Source organism: Chitinophaga sedimenti, from assembly GCF_023156195.1.
Classification (GTDB): Bacteria; Bacteroidota; Bacteroidia; order Chitinophagales; family Chitinophagaceae; genus Chitinophaga; species Chitinophaga sedimenti.
This window is the reverse complement of sequence record NZ_JAKUKA010000001.1, coordinates 515477-534366: the sequence shown is the minus strand read 5'-3', so window position 1 is coordinate 534366 and position 18890 is coordinate 515477. Positions and strand designations below refer to the sequence as shown.

The following is an 18890-nucleotide window of genomic DNA, read 5'->3' as shown; positions in this document are numbered from 1 at the left end:
GTTATGCAAATCAAACGGCCGATCGGCAACGCGCTCTTCTGGAAAATATGCATTGTATTCACCGTGTGGCTGGTGATCCTGGGCATTGTTTACCTATTCATGGCCTCCCGCATCTCCCGCCAGTACTATTACGAAGTGAACCAGCAGCTATATGGCAACATCGCCCCGCATCTCGCTTCTACGACGCAACCGATCCGCAACGGGAAGTCAGATACTACCGTTATGCACGAGATCATCCATTCCACGATGGTCATTAACCCTTCCGTAGAAGTTTACCTGCTCGATAAGGAAGGCAAAATCATCGATTACGTTGTGCCCAAAGCATCCGTGCTTACCGACCGGGTAGACCTTGCGCCCGTACAACGATATATGTCAGAGAACGGGAGGCACTACATTACAGGAAGCAATCCACGGCAACCCGGCGAAGCGAGCATTTTTTCCGCGGCTCCTGTTTATGAAAACGGAAAGCTGGCCGGGTATGTGTACGCAGTATTGGCGAGCAAGCTCCAAAGCTCCGCGCTGGAGGGCCGCAACCGGTGGTTTTTCGTGCAGCTTGGCAGCATATTGCTGGTGTTGACATTAATTTCTGCCATTGTTGTAGCAATCATTACCTGGCGGCTTATCAACGGGAATTTACGCAAGGCGGCGGCCGTTGTGCAGCGTTTCAAAGACGGGGAGCATACCGCCCGCGTACCGGAACACGGTAGTGGAAGCCTTGGGATACTCACTTCCGCCTTCAACGAAATGGCGGATACTATCGTCAGGAACATGGAAGAACTCTCGGCAACGGATAAACTGCGGCAGGAGCTGATCGCCAATGTTTCGCACGACCTCCGCACGCCGCTGGCGATCATGCAGGGCTATATCGAAACGCTCCAAATCAGGCAGAACCGGCTGTCGCCGGAAGAACAACAAAAGTTCCCGGGCATCGTGCACGACAGCTCGCAAAACCTATCCAGGCTCGTTTCCCAACTATTCGAATATTCCAAACTGGAAGCGGGGCAGGCCGGCCCGGTGCTCGAACCTGTTTTCGTAAGCGAACTGGTAAACGACATTGTAACCAAATATCAGCTGATAGCCCGGAATAAAAACGTATCACTTCACATGGAAGCACCTTCCGGACTGCCGCATGTACTGGCCGACATCGCGCAGATGGAGCGGGTGATCCAAAACTTATTGGATAATGCGCTGAAGTTCACCCATCCGGGCGGCAGCATCCGGGTCCTGCTCGGCCAGCGCTCCGCCACCCAAATCGAAGTTGCCGTTTGGGACGATGGGGACGGCATTCCGCACGAACAGCAATCGCTTATTTTCGAGCGGTATAAACAATTGCAACAGGATGGTGATGGTAAAGGAATGGGATTGGGGCTGGCTATCGTGAAAAAATACTTGATCTGCACCAAACTACCATTTCAATACAAAGTGAACCAGGGAAGGGAACTACTTTTAGGTTTATGCTGGCGGCATGTTGACGGAAGGTATTTCACTGACAGGAAGCGTGGATATACCAATAACGGGCATCAACAAATTGATTGGCTGCCTTACTCTTTTCCATTGTGCAATACATTGTTACCCTCCTGATTGTTGCCTTATCCTAAGCGGAACATCTTGCAAAAAAGACAATAAAGCGCCAATCGATCAGCTTCCGACCATCACCCAGCAGGGAAAGAACACCTTTGGATGTTTGGCTAACGGCAGCGCATGGTTGCCCCAAGGCGGTTACCCCCTGGGAGCATAAACCCACATGTCTCCTATGACCCAACATACAGTAATAGTTCGATAACTATTTCCGCTACCCGTGCGACCAGTAGGGGTCGGTTAGAGAAAGATCAGTGGCTACAACATCGATAAGGCCGGTATATACCCAATCGGCACTGTTTGAGAGAGTAATCTTGCTGCAATTGTACGCAATACAAAGAGTGGTTGCTATTATTACAGAGGCGACGACGGACCCAATGCTCAGGAACTTTAGAGCTTACAAAACTGTCTATGACTGAACAAATCGTAGCCGGTACATTTTCATTCACGATTTCTAAACCAGGCTGTGAAACCCTTACCGTAACCGATGGCAGGTTCGATCTGAAATTGTATTAGTACACGTCATCAAAAATGCCCTATATGTTTCGTCCCTTATCATTGTTAATCCTTGCGATGACCGTAAGCCTGTGTCAGGCATTCGCTCAGACTGATCCGCTCAGAACGGAACTGGATGATATTTTTTCATCCGTAAATAAGTCGGTAATTTCAACAAACTAAAAGAACGCACTTTTACTGAAAGCAATTATTAACTGGGTGAACACGCAAAAGGCGACAGTGCAAAGATTCAGATCACGGCAAACGCGCTACCGGCTTCTGGAAACCTTAGTCAGGTAATGTCTCTCAAACAAATATGGACGTATCGGGTTTTAGGAATAAATATCAATATTACGCGACTATCCTTCTCCCTTTCTCGTATCTCAAACCGGAACTAGGTTTTCAAAATAACCAGTTTGTTTGTCTTCATTAATTCAAAAATAAGATTCTAAATATATTGTAGCCATGTTTCCGGGGATTTGGAAGAGATATAGTCTTTCTCTTGCATTTTGATTGCTTCTATTGCAATTTGGTTCCGTTGTGTAATGGTCAGAAAGATGGGAGATATAGTAATAACCCATATCTAAAAGTGCATCAAAAAGCACTTTTTAATGATAATTGCACTTTATTGGTTATATTTACACTAAATAGAGCGTTATAATGCACCATAAAGACCTCATTAACGTAATAAAAGAACGCCGGACTGCTCTTCAGGTTACCCAGGAAACGCTGGCGGAACTGTCTGGAGTGGGACTAAGGACATTGAAGCAGCTGGAAAGCGGAAAAGGAAATCCAACCGTCAGCACCCTACAAAAGTTGGGAGATGCCCTCGGATTGCAACTGAACTTTAAAGTAAAAACAAATCAGTTAACAAATGAGACAGGCGAAAGTATTGTTTAAAGGACAGGAAGCGGGGGTATTGAGCCAGCTCGATGATGGGACATTCACTTTTAGTTATCATGCTGCGTGGTTGAACGATCCAGGCAAACCTCCGGTCAGCCTCACCCTTCCGAAAACCGGCGAGGAATATAGGTCGCCCCATCTTTTCCCTTTTTCTATAACATGCTACCCGAAGGCTCCAATAAACTTGTTGTCTGCCGCGAGAACCGTATTGACAAGAACGATTACTTCGGACTATTAATGACTATTGCAAAGTATGATACCATTGGAGCGGTGAACATAATTAAATGTAAACAAAAATGAGCCTACCAGTAATTGATTATTGTCCGGGAACATTGGCTCCTAATAATCACACCTATAGCAAGACCTGTTTAAAAAGAATGTTCGGCGGTAAGGCTGTGAGCCATATCCTGCCTTATAACTCCCCTGCCTCGGGAGGGGAAAACGATGAGCTCTTTCTCGAAAACCAGCAGAGGATGTCCATATCAGGAGTACAGGAAAAATTCTCTGTACTCTTGGAAAAAATAAACTCAGGCTGGTCAACGAGGGAGAAAGGGGTAGCTACATCCTTAAACCTGTGCCCTCCGTGGGGCGTAAACCTGGCCAGATGCCTTACAATGAGCACCTGACCATGCAGATTGCCCGACAGGCTTATGGCATAGAAACGGCTGAAAACGCACTGATTTTCTTTAGTGACGGACAGCCTGCCTACATTACCAAACGATTTGACGTTAGCCCAGATGGCTCGAAACTGGCACAGGAAGATTTTGCTTCCCTGGCTGGAAGAACACCACAGACACATGGTGAACACTACAAATACCTGGGTAATTATCTGGAATTGTTCGAGCTGATGCAGCGCACCGTACCAGCTTACACACTGGAAGCGCCGAAGCTCCTGCAAGTACTGATGTTTAATTACCTTTTTCCAACGGAGACGCCCATCTAAAGAACTTCTCTTTGCTGGAAACACCAATGGGAGACTTTAGACTAAGCCCTGCTTACGACCTTCTTAATAGCCGTATCCATATAAAAGACAAGGATTTTGCACTGGATGACGGACTTCTGCCTAAAAAGCTGGCAAAAGGAAAAATCAGCGAGCAGTTTGCCATCCTGGCGAACCATGCAGGCATTCCGGAAAAGACATTCGACAGGATTATAACAACGATGACGTCAGGTTCGGAGATCGTTGAAAAACTCACTGCTGCATCCTTTATGGAGGAAACTACACGAAGAAATTACCTTCAATCTTATCAGGCCAGATTAAAACAAATGGAGAAATGATATAGCAGTGTCCAGCAAAATAGAAAGCCCGCATGAGCACGAATGTCATGCGGGCTTTCACGTCTTTGTCAGGCAGCTACATGCTCAAACAAAGATTTTGCGACCGCTTAGATTGGAATAATACGGTTCACCTTTTCAGGCTAAAAAGACAAAAGCCGTATAAATCCCACGATCTGTACGGCTTTAAGTGCGTTTGAATTTGTTTCTGTGATTCCGCTGGGACTCAAACAATATTAAGAAACCTCACGCTGTGCCTATAAATCGACCGCTTTAAAAGTATATGTACCCTTTTTTGCGACCTCTCTAAATAGCTTATTTGACTAGGCTTAAAATTAAGATCTTATTAATTTAAAGAAATGCAAATCAGTATAAAACATAGAAAAATAAATCTATTGTGGTAAAAATCATGTCACTACAATGCCCTATTAATAGAAAAGCTCTGTAAAAAAGCAAATATTAATAGAGAATATATGTTATCCCCCAGCATTATTACTATTATCAAATCGCACACTACAGCCGCGGGAAAATCTCTTTTCTCTAATACTAATATATCTAGCTAATATTGCTAAATAAATTAGCCAATCGATTAATATCTTGGATATAATTAGTTTTACTAACGAAAGCAGTGAATATGGATTTAAAAACATTCTTTTACGAAAATGTGATTCTGCCTTATAAAAACTTTCTTAAGGTTAAAGCAAATTCTGTATCTGGCGAAAATATCGACAGAACAGCTGGCCTTCAGGCCGCAATTGCTCTATATCACTTTCGAGAACATTTACCGGCAGAAATGAGGCAATCACATGCATCATTAATGCATAAATGCGCGGATTACGGCCTTCTTGGTGATATTGTTAACTTAACAAAACATAACGAACGAAAGAGTGCGTCAACACCCAAGATATTGTCAATGCATGACATTATAGAAATTATTATCTCTACAGAATATCAGGACGAACAAGGGCCATATCATCATAATTGAGAAGGATGTAGCATTAAAACTTATTGACGGCAAATACCGGTACCTTTCGGAGGTATTATCAAATGTTTATGACATGTGGGTCACTTTTTTTTTCCGAACGATTGAATATTAGGTTTAAATCATTGGTCAAGAGGAAGAAAGGGTTACCCAAAAGGAATAAGAAATCTAATACACTTGGGATGAAATCTGTTAACGGAAACGAATTTAAAAAGATGTTCGAGTTTTACAATTATAACTATGAGAAAGGAGTTGCAGAGGTTATCGATCTCACAGGGGCGAACGCAGTAATGAACGTATACTCTCCCGAATATGCTATTAATCTTTCAATACCGCATCCTAAAACGGGAGAAATTTGGTCTTGGGAAGTGAAAGTTGACATCAAACAAAAAAACAAGTTCAATCGATTAAAATCTATTGAGGAAAAGATTTCGTTCTTCGCCAACATAGCCATCGATAATGGTATATGGAAGCTTGCTGAAAAGGATGGACAACCTATTGTAATAATGTCGTCAGATAATTAAGCGAAGTGAATGTATCGGTATTATTATATAAAATGTGTAAGCGGGCTCACTAAGAAGTGAACCTGTGGACTGAATTGCAGCAACATTTGGCCTAAGATACTTTTGCCTTCAGTTAACGCGATACTACAAATTTGAAATTACAAACTCAGAATCTATGTCAGGAAAGCCAATTCGATTGTAATATCGAACAAACGCTGAAACCATAGATTGCGCAAAAGGAGTATCTAACTTTGTAATCCGTTGAAACGAGCCTAATTCATCGTAATTCACCATTTGCTTCAATTGAAAATCCAACAACAAATTTTTTATAAATGGAGTTTTAGGCAAAAAGAAGTACCTATCTCCCTTTCTTGACTCAATAAGTTCTGTAAACGATTGTTTATACTTTTCTTTATTCGCCGACCATTTTTTATAAAATTCAGTATTTTCTAGGGGAGTGGCAATCGCAAGTAAAACTTCACCGACTTTACGTGGGCGTGAGCCTTCAGCTACAAAGTCGCAACTCGGAGTTAATATAATGTAATATTTACCATCCTTAAACAAAACTTCTCCTGCACTATATTCTTTCGATTCCGATGGATAAATATAGAATTCCATTGGATGCGTTTTTCCTTCTCGAATTTTATCATCGCCGAGTATTACTTTTATGTTGTCTTTTGAAAGTGAATGAGCTAATCTTCGTAGTAATAAATATCCGATAGAAACGTCATTCTTGACGGGCTCCATTACATCTTTATTATCATGTACAGTTTTCCAGAAATAGTCCCTAAGCGAGCATTTGACATGCTCGAATACCTTTCCCTTTATTAGCGCAATATTTGAGCTTATAATCCGATTAATTTCACTTCTTAATCCTTCGACTCCACCATGTCCCTTGTTTACTACACCCACAACTTCCGATTCAATTCCGGTCAAATCCTTCGTTAGGCCTGAATAAAAAATTACAGGAATGAATGCGACTTCCGGATCTGCTTTAGCACCGAAAGACCTAACTTATCGCTACTTTCTTCCGGCTTCCCTTTGTATAAATCAAGGATAACGATATCATAGTCTTGTTGCTTGACTAGCTCTATCCCTTCCTCAAAAGAAGGTGCCCCTGAAGTGATAAGAGTATGGGAATTACAAACTTCTCCATTAAAGATTTTAACCAGATCTTCCCTGATCTTGGTGTCATCGTCTACGAATAGTACTTTTAAATTCATATTCTATGCCTGAAGGTTATTTTAAAGGTTGCACCATCCAACGGCCCGTTATCCATTAAATAAAATTCTCCATCATATTCAGTCACTAACTCTCCTACAATCGTCAACCCTAAGCCAATACCATCTGGTCTAGTACTGAAATACGGTTCAAAAATCAAAGTATTATGCTCCTCTTTAATACCGGGTCCACTATCACTAAACACAATTGAAAGCTCTTCTTTGTGTCTTATTACTTCAACTTTTATAATCCTTTCAGTATTGATGGTTGACAACCAGTATAATGAATTCTGAATTAAATTGACCAAAATAAGCTGAAGTTCTCCATCATCTATTCGCACTAGATTTTTAGAATCTGGGAGAATTATCGAAACATCAAAATGCTGTAGCTCAGTTTTATACAATCCAAAAACATTGGAAATTGCATCTTCAAGTATTATATCCACAGGCCGGCCTTTCTTTCTGCCTCCGAATGGTTCAAGCCTTTTGAATAATTGAGCAAGAACTTTCTTCTCTTCCTTTATATTTTCGATGCTTCCTTTTATTGACTCCCTATCTATTTCCACTTTTCCAACTTCTTTCATAATCATATGGATATCGTTATCTATCCTAGCAAGGAAATTATTTCCGTCATGTAGAATAACATCAACCAATAGACCGAGTGTTGATAGTCGTCTATATCTTGATATGATATCCTTTACCTTTTTACTCCCTCTTGGATGTCTGCCTCGGTTTCCGCTACTATTGACTTAGCATCTTTGTCATTAGGTAGCTTTGTTTCAACTAACTCTACAACCCGGGAAATCGAAAATCGATTAAAGAGCCCCTTCTGTCCATCCCTATTTTCCTTTTCGCGGGGTCGCTCCTCATATCTCTTTACTTCTAATTCATTTAAAATCGCAATCACAAACTCCTTCAATTGCTCAAATGATTCACTATCGACAATCCCTTCACGATTGCTCTGATCTTTAAAATCCGGATTCTTCTCCAGTTCGATTGTAACAAACCCTATAATTTGATTATTACTAGTACGCAAAGTTGGGTTATTAACCCTTCTTAAATCGAGGCGCAACCAGTCGATTTTAGGATCTCCATAGGGCAGCACTCTAAACTTATCTCTGTATATACTAACCCCAGACATTTCATTTAGCGCCGCCTTTACTTCATTTAGCTTTGTTTCAGATTCCGAGGCAACTTCCCTTAACGCATCATTATCTCTATCCCATACCCTAAAATCAAACTCAAATGGACCTGTTTTAGGGCTATCTCCTGATTTTAACAATAATTTCTTTCGAATATCAAAATTTCCTATCTTTTTACTAGTGTATACAGAGGTTAGTTCCCCGTTTTCATCCACGGAACCTCTTATAGAATGATTGGGCTTCGCTAGCGATTCAGGAGCGTCAACAATTCCTGAGTAAGATTCGAAGCCTTTAGGCAATCTTAATTCGATCAAAAAATCTGTCACTGGCACTACTGGGTTGATAAGTCGCTGAAGTGTTATTCTTAATTGCCTTATCTTTTCTTCATCCCAGTCCGAATTCAAATTTTTAAGAATTAACTTTGTTCCGTGTTCTGGCTTAATAAACTCGACTGGTTCTCTAACTTCCCAATCACATTCAACTTCATCAAGATACAAGTCAATATTTTCAAATTCTTTCCAGTTAAATCTTGCAACAACTTCATTGTCTTTTTCAAAACGAGTTATGATTTCGAGTTCAGAGGATAGTTTTGCGGACGAAAAACGGCCTATACCTTTCTCACCCGTATATCTTCTTGTTTTGCCACTTTTAATTGACTTCTTCTTTGAAATTGTAGCCGGTTCCATCCAAGCATCCTTGATTGTTTTCAAGGTCATTCCTGTTCCATCATCATAGACCTGTATGGAGCTACCATCCCGGATAATTTTTCGAATTTCCTTTTTCCCAACCTTTTCAGCAACAACTGTCCCATCAAATTCAATAACGATAATAGACGCGTCTGCATCATAACTATTCTTCACTAGTTCAAGTAAGGCAACAATATCATTGCTGATTAGCTCCTCTCCAATAGTTTTAATTAATCGTGCTCTTGGTCTTAGAATTGAATTACCGGTTTGTACAGGAGTTACAATCATTTTAACACTGATTTAATTCTGGTTGCAATTTCATATGCCATCAAAGGGGGACAGCATTACCAATTTGTTTAAACGCTGGAGTTCGACTCATGCCTTCTTTCACTCCTTCGAAATAGTAATCATCTGGAAACGACTGGAGTCTTGCAGCTTCCCTAACAGTAATTGAACGATTTTGTTCAGAATCAGGGTGTATATAATAATGGCCATCTTTGGCAATATGAGCTACTACAGTTTGAGAATATGGCTCATCACCAGCAACCACTTTAAATCTGTCATAAAACGAATCCCTGTTTTGGTGCGTTTTTAGCCGCTCAGGCAAATCATTATAATTCAGTCGTTGCCTATCAGTATCCCATTTATCAACCGCAATTCTGTATATTTCCTTATCCTGTTCTGTGTGAGGTCGTGCAATATGCTGAGTTAATACATCAATTCCGTTTCTTATATAGCTTTCAGTTAAGTATGCGTTAGTCCGTGACCTATATTTCTGATATCTTACTTTGCTTTCACCAGCTTGAATTTTCGGAAGATCTGTAAAAATATTTTTACCGTTTTACCTGTATTAGTATTTATATTTTCAAGATTGGGGATTTCATATTTAAAATTTTGTTTCCAACCAATGATAATAATTCGTTTTCGGTTTTGAAGAACATTAAAATTATTGGCTTCGACATTGAAGATCTTCATATCATAACCCTTTTTAAGAAAGAGCTTTTGCATATTCTCTAAATAAACCCCATTCCCGGCAGATTTTAAACCAAGAACATTTTCAAAGACAAAAAGCTTTGGGCTATATTTCTCCAGAATTTTGCGTAATGTACATACAAGTAGTTTCTATGATCTCCTTTCATACCATTCTTCGAGCGTGCTCTTCCAACGAGGGAATAAGCCTGACAGGGTGGACCCCCAATTATTAAATCGACCTGTGTGCCATTCAATTGTTTCTCAATTGTTTTGTGAATCGCAGGATTATAATCAGCACCTATCGGAAGATTGATAATTGAATCTAACAATTCAGAGGGTATTGAAGAATACAATTCATTTCTGCTTATTTCTCCTTTTAGATACGAAATGTATATTTCATAGTTGTTAGTAGATTTAAGGTAATGGTATGCAGTACGAGTTTTTAATGTGAAGCAGGCGGCCTCGTCTATCTCCACATGCGCTACTGGCGCAAAACCAGCTTTGATAAAACCTTCTGACAGCCCGCCGGCACCAGCAAATAAATCTATATATCTAAAGGTATTCATTTGTTTTTCAATTGCTTTAAAAGTAGTTGAAGTGTTACCTCTTTCTTGTTATCTTTCAAATCACATTCCCATATTGTAATAACCTTCCAGCCTTCACGTTCCAATTTCTCAACACTTTCGGCATCCCTTTTTATATTACCATTTATTTTGCTTAACCACCATTCCGTTCTCGATTTGGGCACAACGTAATATTTGCATTTCGGGTGGCCATGCCAGAAGCATCCATGCACAAACAGAACTGTTTTAAACTTCGGAACGACTAAATCCGGTTTTCCCGGAAATCTCTTATCATGCAATCTATATCTTATCCCATGAGAAAACAGAAATTTTCTGACTAGAATTTCAGGTTTAGTATTTTCCCCCTTTATTCTACTCATGTTATAGCTTCTTACATCTTTAGAATGTACATCTGCCATTATGATTTCTTTATTGAAGTAAAAAGATACATGACATCAACCTTTAAAATCGGCTACTTCAAATAGTGTATTTACGGTAGATTGTATTCAAGTAGTACACCATTTGAACCTGTTGCTTTGTATTATGAAGCTAAAGAGCATCCCAATTATTGGTTTTCCCTTGTTCTGCTAAAACTGTGCTATTCTATAGCTGCCTTTTTGAACATACGAAATCGACTCATTGTACAGAAATTTATGCAAAATACGCAAATTTTGCTTATGCGGTTATTAATTCCGGTACGAAAACAGGATGAAAATTAAGAGCATTAGGTTTAAAAAGATTACTGCAGAAATATAACAGTTGCTGTCTTTTTTTTATCAATTGAATTCGGGAAATATGCAACAAGATCAAAACCTTGTCTCATTCTGCTTCATACCCTATTTCCGTTTGTACCGTCTCCAGTTCTTCACTAGCCAAATTGGTGGTGACGTGGTAATTATACCCTTAGCTATGCTTAATCGTACCTCGAAAGCAAAAACTCCGCCATTACGTTACATTGATTTCTCCACTACTCTCCCTCTCCAACCCAAAGTCGTCTATCTTGGTGATTATATAATAAATAAGTTTCCGACTGCCCGCGAGCGATCCATATATTAATTATAGAATGTCGTGCCAATATTATGTGTGGACCGACGCACTGTCAACCCGTTAGTATGGTCTCTGCAATTGCCATAAAATTTAATATTGATAAACACAATTGCAAAGCCTTGGTTAGATTTACAACTCACATAAGTGAAATTGTTATGAACATCGAAAAGACTTACGATGCCGTGAAAGAAGCTCATAGAACCCGTAAACAGTTAAGCCTGGTGTATTTCAATGACCCCAAGGCCGCTTTGAAGAAGATGCGTGCAGCAGGTGAACGTTACGAGCAAGAACTAAAAACCAGACAACTAACCGCCACGACTAAGTAATGGCCGGCCGTATACCAGAGGTAAACCCGGTTTAACCACACAGGAAGAGTAATACTTCGCTTTCCTGCAGGCCGGTAAAGTCGCAAAACTCAGCGACCGATACGAATTGCCCCTTCTTCTTCCCTTTTAGAACACGAATTTTCTGTAGCAATGCGCGCGCCGTCCGTTCGGAGCGGCCAGTTATATTCTGTACATCTTTGGAGTAAACCACCATGCGGCGAGGTATCATTTTATGCGAAATCGGCATATTCGGAACGGAAATTTTATAGCTTAAAAATGCCGGCATACCTTGGTGTGGTATTACAAATTTACGACATCGTGCACGATTGGTAAAGCCTAACGGGGCGGGCTGTGTAAACTTTTATGTGCACGTTATAGTATAACGCAGTAAGGATGATCTTTATATCTCTTCAGTATTTCCTTTGCATGTGGAAGCAAGGGCACGTTTCCGCGGCACCGTGTCTTTCCTGTTCTTCACGATCCAGTCTTCCCCGTCAAAGAATTTCGCAATATTGTCCGGCGTAAGATTAAGCGTGTATTTATAAGCATACCCGGTAAAAGCCATGAACAGGTGAATATCTTTAGCTTCCTGCAGGCGCGGTACCGGTAATTCTTTATTCAGCAATACCGCCAAGTTTCCGGCAAGAAGCCTTTTGAATGCAGTGCTGATCTTTGTATTCGGCAGGCGGGATATTCTATTCTTCAAGATAGATGCTGATCCCTTTAGCATCCTTAGTGCTGTTGGTTAGTTCGAAATACTCCAAAATCCCGGCTGGTAGTAGTAATTCTATTAGTTGTTTGTAATGCTGGTCCAAGCTGTTAAGTTACTAGATCGCAAAGAAACAGTTTTTTTCAGTCCCCAAGAATTTGACTTGATCCTTCTTTCTCTTCAGACTGAATAAATTGTATGCGTAGATATTCAATCCCCCAACTTTTCAACTTGATCCCCTTTTTTGCGACCGTTCAGATTGAATAATACGGTTCGCCTTTTCAGGCTAAAAAGACAAAAGCCGTATAAATCCTACGATCTATACGGCTTTAAGTGCGTTTGAATTTGTTTCTGTGATTCCGCTGGGACTCGAACCCAGGGCCCATACATTAAAAGTGTATTGCTCTACCAACTGAGCTACGAAATCATCACCTTTCTTTCGATTGGGATTGCAAAGATAGGAAAAACGATTTCACTGCCAATACTTTAGCTCAAAAACTTTTCCACACGGGTTATTCACAGCTATTGTTTCAAATACTTATACATCTCACACCCCGCCATCAAATAAGCCCCCGCTGCATAAATCTGCGTATCCTCCGGCCCAAAAGCTCCCGGCCCGTCACTCACCTTCTGCACATACCCCAACTTCCCCGCAGCACTCACATTCTGGCTCAAACGCGCCCAGCCTTTCTCCACAACAGGACCAAACACATCTCGTGAAAGCACCCCGGCATTGATACCCCAGGCAAGCCCGTACAACGCCAGCGCCGAGCACGAAGATTCTCCACGCGGGTGCTCCCCGGGGTCAAGGAGGTTGCTCGTCCACAAGCTATCACCCTGCTGCAAAGATTTAAATTTGTACGACATTTCGCGGAACTGCTGTTCAAACTTCGCACGGGTTTTATAGTCCTTCGGCAAATCGTTCAGCACCATTGCCAAACCGGCAATTACCCAGCCGTTGCCCCTGCCCCAGAACACTTTTTTTTGCCGTTCGGACTTTTACGTTCAAAGAAGTTATCGTCGCGATAGTAAAGCGAATCGGCTTTGCTGTACAGGTAGTCCGAAGTAGCCCACCATTTCTCGTCCATGTAGTCAAGGTATTTGGTGTTACCGGTTGCATTAGCGGCTTTCACGAATGTGGCGGGCCCCATGTACAAGGCATCGCACCACGTCCACCACTCATAGCGGTAAGTATTCAGTTTATGGCGCACATCCGGCTTAATGCGGCGTGCAAGGTGCATATCCAGCACCCGGGTGATGTTGGCCGTATATTCTTTTTTACCGGTGGCGGCGGCGGCGTCAAAATACATGCGGCCAATAGGCAACCGGTCCGCGTTAAACACATCGTTCATGGTTTTCCACTTGTACTCCTCTCCTGTTTTCACCATGGAATTAATGTACGCTTCGTTTTTAGTGAGCTGGTACAGCGATCCGATACCATCCCAGAACGGCGCATAAATCCAGTCGATCTTGTTGGGATAGGTGGTGCTGCCGTAAATATTATTGTACTGCCAGTCGGCAAATTTCGTCAGGTTTTGCAGCAAGGCTGCTTTACGAATGGGTTCCGGGCGCGGAACAGATCGTGGTTTACGCTGGGCATCAGCAGTCGTGGATAAGGCGGTTAACATTACCGCCAGGGAAAGCGTGTATCGTTTCATACGTAGTAGTTGGCCAGAAAGATGAGGAAAAAATGCGGATTTCCCACTATGCCGGTCATAAGTTAAGTACGGGCGGAGCGTATGCGGGATCAATGGGCTTAACCTGTAAGCACAAAAAAGCCGGCATTGCTGCCAGGCTTTCAATTAGTTTACGCGCCTTATCTGGTGATCTTCCAGCCAGTGCCGAAAAGCAAGGGTATCATTGGCGTAATGGCGAATGACCACACGATTTTTTAATGCAAGCAGAAAAAGGCCGTCCGACGATTGTAAAAATGCGGAGATGAGGGTGACCGGGTACTCAAATCCCGAATAGTGGGTTTCCGTGAGGGTTGCTACAGTGTTCTTCATGTCAGTGTTTGGTTAACGCGTGTTACAAAGCAAATTTTATTCCATTTTTTAGAGGCAATTTTATAACGTTAAGCTATATACGCTGTAACCTTTTGCAGGTATGGCATGTTTTTTATCGGTAAAGTATTTTAATGACCAAACAACAATCCTGGCGGGAAAGGCTGCATGAGGTGATTTATGAATCCAACACCACAGCAGGCAAAGTCTTCGATATTGTACTCCTGGCGCTGATCATCATCAGCATCGTGGTAGTGATGCTCGATAGCGTCGCTCATCTGCACCTGCGCTACGGGCGCCTCTTCTTCATCCTGGAGTGGTCATTCACCGGCATCTTCACCCTGGAATACATCCTGCGGCTGATGTGCATCGAAAAGCCTTCGAAATATATTTTCAGTCCGCTTGGCATCATCGATCTGTTAGCGGTGATACCAAGTTACATGAGCTTCGTGTACGTGGGATCGCAGTCCCTGCTGGTGCTTCGCGCCCTGCGACTGCTGCGGGTGTTCAGGATATTCCGGCTGGCCCACTTCCTGTCCGAAATGCGGTTTCTGCATGTGGCATTGGTGAACAGCGCTCGCAAAGTGAGCATCTTCCTGCTGTTCGTGATTAGCGCGGTGGTGATCCTGGGCTCCATCATCTATTTGGCAGAAGGTCCCGAACATGGGTTCACCAGTATTCCCCAGTCTGTGTACTGGGCCATTGTGACCATCACTACCGTGGGTTATGGCGACATCGCCCCGGCCACCCCGCTCGGCAAGCTGATCGCCAGTTTTATCATGTTGCTGGGGTACGGCATCATCGCGGTTCCTACGGGCATTGTGAGTACCGAAATGGCCATGGCCGCGCGGGAACAAAGGCACAGTCACCAGGCCTGCCCGTCCTGCGGGCGCGAAGGGCACGAGCACGACGCCAAGCACTGCAAATACTGCGGCGCCAAATTATAAATCCGGTTTATGCAACAAACCTCCACCCTCCAAAACATTGCCCGCTGTGTACTGGGCATCGCGCTGGCCTTCGCCGGTACAGGACACCTTACCTTTTCCCGCGCGGAGTTTCAGGCGCAGGTACCGCCATGGGTGCCGCTCGATGCAGATTTAGTGGTGGTACTGTCCGGCGTGGTGGAGATTGTAATGGGCCTCGCGCTGGTGTTTTTACCCAAATACCGCGTAGTGCTCGGCTGGATCGCAGCCGCGTTTTTCGTGGCGGTATTCCCCGGCAACATCGCGCAATGGCTGCACCACCGCGATGCGTTCGGGTTAAATACAGACCAGGCAAGGCTGATCCGGCTGTTCTTTCAACCGGTATTAATTGTATGGGCTTTATGGTCTACCGGCGCGTGGAAGGCTATAAGGCGGTAACCTTCAGCACCACGCTCATACGGCGCATGCCGGCTTCGGGGTTATACCCTACCGTCATCAAAAAATCGCCCGAATACACTTTACCGGCATCAATAGGCGAACGGGCGCCCGGGTACAGGTTAATCTCTTCTATTTTATACCGCAGCGCGGGATCCAGTCCTTTCATTTTGATAGGCAGGTTAATCGGCGTGGTGTATTTGGTGGCCACATAGTAATTGAAAATCACGGCATCGCGCTTCGTTTCACTCACATAGGCTACTGCTGCTACTTTATGTTGATAGGGATCCTGCAGCCGGTATTGTTCGCCATTCCACACCAGCTGTTTAAGGCTGTCGTACAGCTTCACCGCCTGCTGGCAAAAGACCAGTCCTTCGGCGTAAGTTCGTGTACTTTTAAATCGAAACCCAGTTTGCCCATCATCGCCACATCCGTCCGGAACTTAATCGGCTGATTGCCCATTTCCGTTACATGATTATCCACCGCTATCGAAGGAAAATAGTAGGAATATTCCCACTGGATGAAAATACGATCGAAGGCATTGGTATTATCGCTGGGCCAGAACTCCGTAAAGTAATGAAGGGACTGGTAATCCACCCGCGAACCGCCACCCGCGCATAACATCATGGGCACGTCGGGGTATTTGGCGCGCACACGTTCAAGTACTTTGTTCAACCCGCGCACATATTCAATGTAAAAATGATCCTGGTTCCTGAGATAAGGCGAATACGCATTATAGATCAGCGCATTACAATCCCACTTGATGAACGCCAGCTGCGGCACTTCCTTAAACAGACCATCCACCGTTTCATACACAAAATCCTGCACGGCGGGATTGCTCAGGTCCAGCACCAGCTGGTTGCGCATGTAATATGCCGCGCGGCCCGGCTCGCGCAGTACCCAGTCCGGGTGTTTTTCGAATAACTCGCTGCGGGGATTCACCATTTCCGGTTCCAGCCAGATGCCGAACTTCGTACCCTTCACCGTCGCTTCTTTTCCCAAAGAGGCGATGCCGTTCTTCAGTTTCGCACGGTTTGCCTGCCAGTCACCCAAGCCACCATCTGCCGCGTTACGCGGGTATTTGTTACCAAACCAGCCATCGTCCAGCAAAAACACATCTACGCCCAACGTTTTGGTATCGTCCAGCAAGGCCGACAGTTTAGCATCATCAAAATTGAAATAGGTTGTTTCCCAGTTATTCAACAGCGTGTAGCGTTCCCCGTTACCATTGCGCAGGCGGTAGTTTTTCGCCCAGTGATGCAGGTTGCGGCTGGCCTGTCCCCGGCCGTTTAATGAATACGTATACACGAACTTCGGCGTGGTAAATACTTCCTTCGGCGCCAGCGTATAGTTGGATGCGTAATTATTGATGCCCGCGGTAATGCGGAGATAGGATTCGTCAAACGGTTCAAAATCCAGGCGGAAGTTGCCGTTCCACTCCAGCGATCCGGCCAGCACTTCCCCGGCATCTTCGCTGGCAGGGGCATCCAGGTCTACCATAAAAGAGGAAGAATGCAGCAGGTTGTTCCGCGTACCGAGTTTGGAATCGATGGTGCGGATGCCATGCAGCAGCTCCTGCTCCTCACTGTACATCTCGCGCCCCCAGCCGCTGTAATGGTTTTTCAAGAAGAAGCGATGGCCGCCTAGCGTCACGTTGGCCGAGGCATATTTGTTCAGCACTACCGGCCCTTCCTGCTGATGCGTGATGGTCGCCCACTGCTCTATCACATCTTCTTTAAAGTAAGTGTGATAATACAGCTTCACATCAAATTTATACAACGCATCGCGCAGCCATATTTTGGTGATCGACTGGTTATCATCTATTGTTTTCACGCTGCTGGATAGGTAATGCAGCGCCAGTGATTTGTCTTTGTTAAAATGGGTAACCGCCAGCGCAGGCTCCAGCAGGTTTACGCCGCCGGCCGGCACATACGCTTCGCGCTTATTATAAAGGTCGTCGTTACCAGGTTTAAATTTATCCAATGGACGGATATGAGCATACTCCGAAGGGTCCGCCAGTTTTTTGCCAAAGTAGGCGCACACCAGCGTACTATCGGGGTCTTTCTCCAACACCAGCACTATTTTTTGGGTGGATATGGAAACGATGTCCTGCGCATGTACGGCTTGTTGAAGCAGCATCGCAGCGGCCAGCAGCCATTTGGTTGTTTTCATAATTCGGTAAAAATAGTCGTGCCAACCAAGAATGGCTTACCGGAATTTAACCAATGCTTACCGTTGTTTATGCCCGATCCACAAACTTAGGCTTCACCAGCGAATGGTTTAGGCCGGTAGTGCTGCCACAGGTTAGGTCGATGGTAGTGCCCGTAATTTTACCCGCCAGCTCCGAAGCAAGGAACACTGCCGCATTCGCGATATCCTGCATTAAAGGCAGTTGTTTCAGCATGGTATCGCCCTCCAGTCGCCCCATCGCCTGCGCCATCCCTTCCGGATCGGCCTTTGCCGCATCGCGGAACACCCGGCTATCTGGCGACCCGCCGGAACGGATGTTCACCACGCGTACGCCATGCACCCCCACTTCCGAAGCCAGGTTCTTCGTAAAGCTCTCCACCACGCAACACGCCGGCCCAAAACCACCCACTTGCGGATAAGCTACGCCGCCCGGCGTGGCGGTCAGGGTAAGGATCACCCCGCCACCCTGCTGTATCATCCTCCTGGCCGCAGCCGTGCCCGTCAAAAAATTAGTGCGGATCGAAATATCTACCGGCCGATAAAAATCTTCCAGCGACATATCCACCAGTAATTGATCCTGCTGGTCCTTCCAGCCAATGGCGTTAAAGGAGATATCGACGGCAGGCATCGTCTGCAGGTGCGCTTCGATAGCCGCCTGGTCCAGCGCATCTACCTGCGCCACTTCTGCTTGTCCCCCGCGGCTACGGATCAGCTGCGCGACTTCCTGCAACGGCGCCAGATGCTGGCCGGTGAGAAAGACTTTTACCCCTGCGGCGGCGAGGGCAAGACTGGTCGCCTGTCCGAGCGAGCCGGCGGCGCCATATACAACGGCGTTTTTGTTGGAGAGTGTCATCATGTAAATATAACACAGCGCGTACGCCGAAAGCGTACCTTGTTGGGACAAATAAAGGGGGTGATTGCGACAGCCGCCACTGGTG

24 protein-coding genes, 1 tRNA gene and 2 pseudogenes are annotated in these 18890 nt (G+C 44.4%); 12 read left to right on the top strand and 15 right to left on the bottom strand.

The features are described from left to right. Positions 1–3 precede the first annotated feature (3 nt). From MKQ70_RS03140 to MKQ70_RS03120, 9 genes and pseudogenes are all read left to right on the top strand, one after another. Complete coding sequence (locus MKQ70_RS03140; protein WP_248067889.1) at positions 4–1581, top strand: HAMP domain-containing sensor histidine kinase; 1578 nt, start codon at positions 4–6, stop codon at positions 1579–1581. After that, positions 1466–1738: a Riean_0653 family protein gene (locus MKQ70_RS43690; protein ID WP_504907809.1), complete on the top strand. Its 273-nt coding sequence runs from the start codon at positions 1466–1468 to the stop codon at positions 1736–1738. Before MKQ70_RS03140 ends, MKQ70_RS43690 begins: the two co-directional genes overlap by 116 nt. A 185-nt stretch (positions 1739–1923) precedes the next feature. Continuing rightward, positions 1924–2094, top strand: coding sequence for a Riean_0653 family protein (locus MKQ70_RS43685; RefSeq protein ID WP_504907807.1), 171 nt, complete (start codon positions 1924–1926; stop codon positions 2092–2094). A 639-nt stretch (positions 2095–2733) separates the two neighbouring features. Continuing rightward, positions 2734–2973, top strand: coding sequence for a helix-turn-helix domain-containing protein (locus MKQ70_RS03135; RefSeq protein WP_248067878.1), 240 nt, complete (start codon positions 2734–2736; stop codon positions 2971–2973). After that, a pseudogene (locus MKQ70_RS41950) lies at positions 2948–3276 on the top strand (HipA N-terminal domain-containing protein). The gene MKQ70_RS03135 and the pseudogene MKQ70_RS41950 overlap by 26 nt, the downstream one beginning before the upstream one ends. A 181-nt stretch (positions 3277–3457) precedes the next feature. After that, on the top strand, positions 3458–3919 hold the full coding sequence (locus tag MKQ70_RS37490) for a HipA domain-containing protein (RefSeq protein ID WP_308199407.1): 462 nt from the start codon (positions 3458–3460) through the stop codon (positions 3917–3919). 11 nt (positions 3920–3930) lie between these two features. Beyond that, on the top strand, positions 3931–4254 hold the full coding sequence (locus tag MKQ70_RS37485; protein ID WP_282456185.1) for a hypothetical protein: 324 nt from the start codon (positions 3931–3933) through the stop codon (positions 4252–4254). 631 nt (positions 4255–4885) lie between these two features. Further along, positions 4886–5236 (top strand): hypothetical protein, encoded by a 351-nt coding sequence (locus MKQ70_RS03125; protein WP_248067876.1) that lies wholly within the window; start codon positions 4886–4888, stop codon positions 5234–5236. Positions 5237–5415: 179 nt separating this feature from the next. Further along, positions 5416–5757, top strand: coding sequence for a hypothetical protein (locus MKQ70_RS03120; protein WP_248067874.1), 342 nt, complete (start codon positions 5416–5418; stop codon positions 5755–5757). A 123-nt stretch (positions 5758–5880) separates the two neighbouring features. Here MKQ70_RS03120 and MKQ70_RS03115 read toward each other — a convergent pair whose 3' ends face one another. From MKQ70_RS03115 to MKQ70_RS03095, 6 genes and pseudogenes are all read right to left on the bottom strand, one after another. Continuing rightward, positions 5881–6648, bottom strand: coding sequence for a hypothetical protein (locus MKQ70_RS03115; protein WP_248067872.1), 768 nt, complete (start codon positions 6646–6648; stop codon positions 5881–5883). A gap of 307 nt (positions 6649–6955) precedes the next feature. Beyond that, positions 6956–7540 carry a sensor histidine kinase gene (locus tag MKQ70_RS03110; protein WP_248067869.1) on the bottom strand — a complete coding sequence of 195 codons (585 nt, stop codon included), beginning with the start codon at positions 7538–7540 and terminating at the stop codon, positions 6956–6958. Positions 7541–7653: 113 nt separating this feature from the next. Continuing rightward, on the bottom strand, positions 7654–9072 hold the full coding sequence (locus MKQ70_RS03105; RefSeq protein ID WP_248067867.1) for an ATP-binding protein: 1419 nt from the start codon (positions 9070–9072) through the stop codon (positions 7654–7656). A 40-nt stretch (positions 9073–9112) separates the two neighbouring features. After that, a complete protein-coding gene (locus MKQ70_RS37480; protein ID WP_372490087.1) occupies positions 9113–9442 on the bottom strand; it encodes a DNA cytosine methyltransferase in 330 nt (109 codons plus the stop codon). 125 nt (positions 9443–9567) lie between these two features. Further along, positions 9568–10322 (bottom strand): annotated as a pseudogene (locus tag MKQ70_RS37475) (DNA cytosine methyltransferase). Next, positions 10319–10738: a very short patch repair endonuclease gene (locus MKQ70_RS03095; RefSeq protein WP_248067864.1), complete on the bottom strand. Its 420-nt coding sequence runs from the start codon at positions 10736–10738 to the stop codon at positions 10319–10321. The pseudogene MKQ70_RS37475 and the gene MKQ70_RS03095 overlap by 4 nt, the downstream one beginning before the upstream one ends. A gap of 693 nt (positions 10739–11431) precedes the next feature. Here MKQ70_RS03095 and MKQ70_RS03090 point away from each other — a divergent pair. Next, a complete protein-coding gene (locus tag MKQ70_RS03090; protein ID WP_248067853.1) occupies positions 11432–11692 on the top strand; it encodes a hypothetical protein in 261 nt (86 codons plus the stop codon). Between the two features lie 31 nt (positions 11693–11723). On the opposite strand, the gene MKQ70_RS03085 is transcribed toward MKQ70_RS03090, so the two are convergent. The 6 genes from MKQ70_RS03085 to MKQ70_RS03065 all read right to left on the bottom strand — a co-directional run bounded on the left by MKQ70_RS03085 (position 11724) and on the right by MKQ70_RS03065 (position 14407). After that, the gene (locus MKQ70_RS03085) at positions 11724–11978 is read right to left on the bottom strand and encodes a hypothetical protein (RefSeq protein ID WP_248067850.1); all 255 of its coding nucleotides are present in this window, start codon (positions 11976–11978) and stop codon (positions 11724–11726) included. A gap of 114 nt (positions 11979–12092) precedes the next feature. Then, positions 12093–12398, bottom strand: a complete 306-nt coding sequence (locus MKQ70_RS03080; protein ID WP_248067847.1) for a site-specific integrase — start codon at positions 12396–12398, stop codon at positions 12093–12095. 357 nt (positions 12399–12755) lie between these two features. Next, positions 12756–12828, bottom strand: a tRNA-Lys gene (locus MKQ70_RS03075). 95 nt (positions 12829–12923) lie between these two features. Further along, a complete protein-coding gene (locus MKQ70_RS37470; protein ID WP_308198911.1) occupies positions 12924–13379 on the bottom strand; it encodes a glycoside hydrolase family 88 protein in 456 nt (151 codons plus the stop codon). After that, positions 13349–14059, bottom strand: coding sequence for a glycoside hydrolase family 88 protein (locus tag MKQ70_RS37465; protein WP_282456183.1), 711 nt, complete (start codon positions 14057–14059; stop codon positions 13349–13351). Before MKQ70_RS37465 ends, MKQ70_RS37470 begins: the two co-directional genes overlap by 31 nt. Positions 14060–14203: 144 nt before the next feature. After that, a complete protein-coding gene (locus MKQ70_RS03065; RefSeq protein ID WP_248067844.1) occupies positions 14204–14407 on the bottom strand; it encodes a hypothetical protein in 204 nt (67 codons plus the stop codon). Positions 14408–14538: 131 nt separating this feature from the next. Here MKQ70_RS03065 and MKQ70_RS03060 point away from each other — a divergent pair, with 131 nt between their 5' ends. Further along, a complete protein-coding gene (locus MKQ70_RS03060) occupies positions 14539–15351 on the top strand; it encodes an ion transporter (RefSeq protein ID WP_248067841.1) in 813 nt (270 codons plus the stop codon). Between the two features lie 9 nt (positions 15352–15360). Next, positions 15361–15765: a DoxX family protein gene (locus tag MKQ70_RS03055; RefSeq protein ID WP_248067838.1), complete on the top strand. Its 405-nt coding sequence runs from the start codon at positions 15361–15363 to the stop codon at positions 15763–15765. Here the strand turns inward: MKQ70_RS03055 and MKQ70_RS03050 are convergent. The 3 genes from MKQ70_RS03050 to MKQ70_RS03040 all read right to left on the bottom strand — a co-directional run bounded on the left by MKQ70_RS03050 (position 15752) and on the right by MKQ70_RS03040 (position 18808). After that, on the bottom strand, positions 15752–16111 hold the full coding sequence (locus MKQ70_RS03050) for a GH36 C-terminal domain-containing protein (protein WP_248067835.1): 360 nt from the start codon (positions 16109–16111) through the stop codon (positions 15752–15754). The genes MKQ70_RS03055 and MKQ70_RS03050 overlap by 14 nt on opposite strands. Beyond that, the gene (locus MKQ70_RS03045) at positions 16108–17934 is read right to left on the bottom strand and encodes an alpha-galactosidase (protein ID WP_248067832.1); all 1827 of its coding nucleotides are present in this window, start codon (positions 17932–17934) and stop codon (positions 16108–16110) included. Before MKQ70_RS03045 ends, MKQ70_RS03050 begins: the two co-directional genes overlap by 4 nt. A gap of 67 nt (positions 17935–18001) precedes the next feature. Next, positions 18002–18808, bottom strand: coding sequence for an SDR family NAD(P)-dependent oxidoreductase (locus MKQ70_RS03040; RefSeq protein WP_248067829.1), 807 nt, complete (start codon positions 18806–18808; stop codon positions 18002–18004). Positions 18809–18890 lie beyond the last annotated feature (82 nt).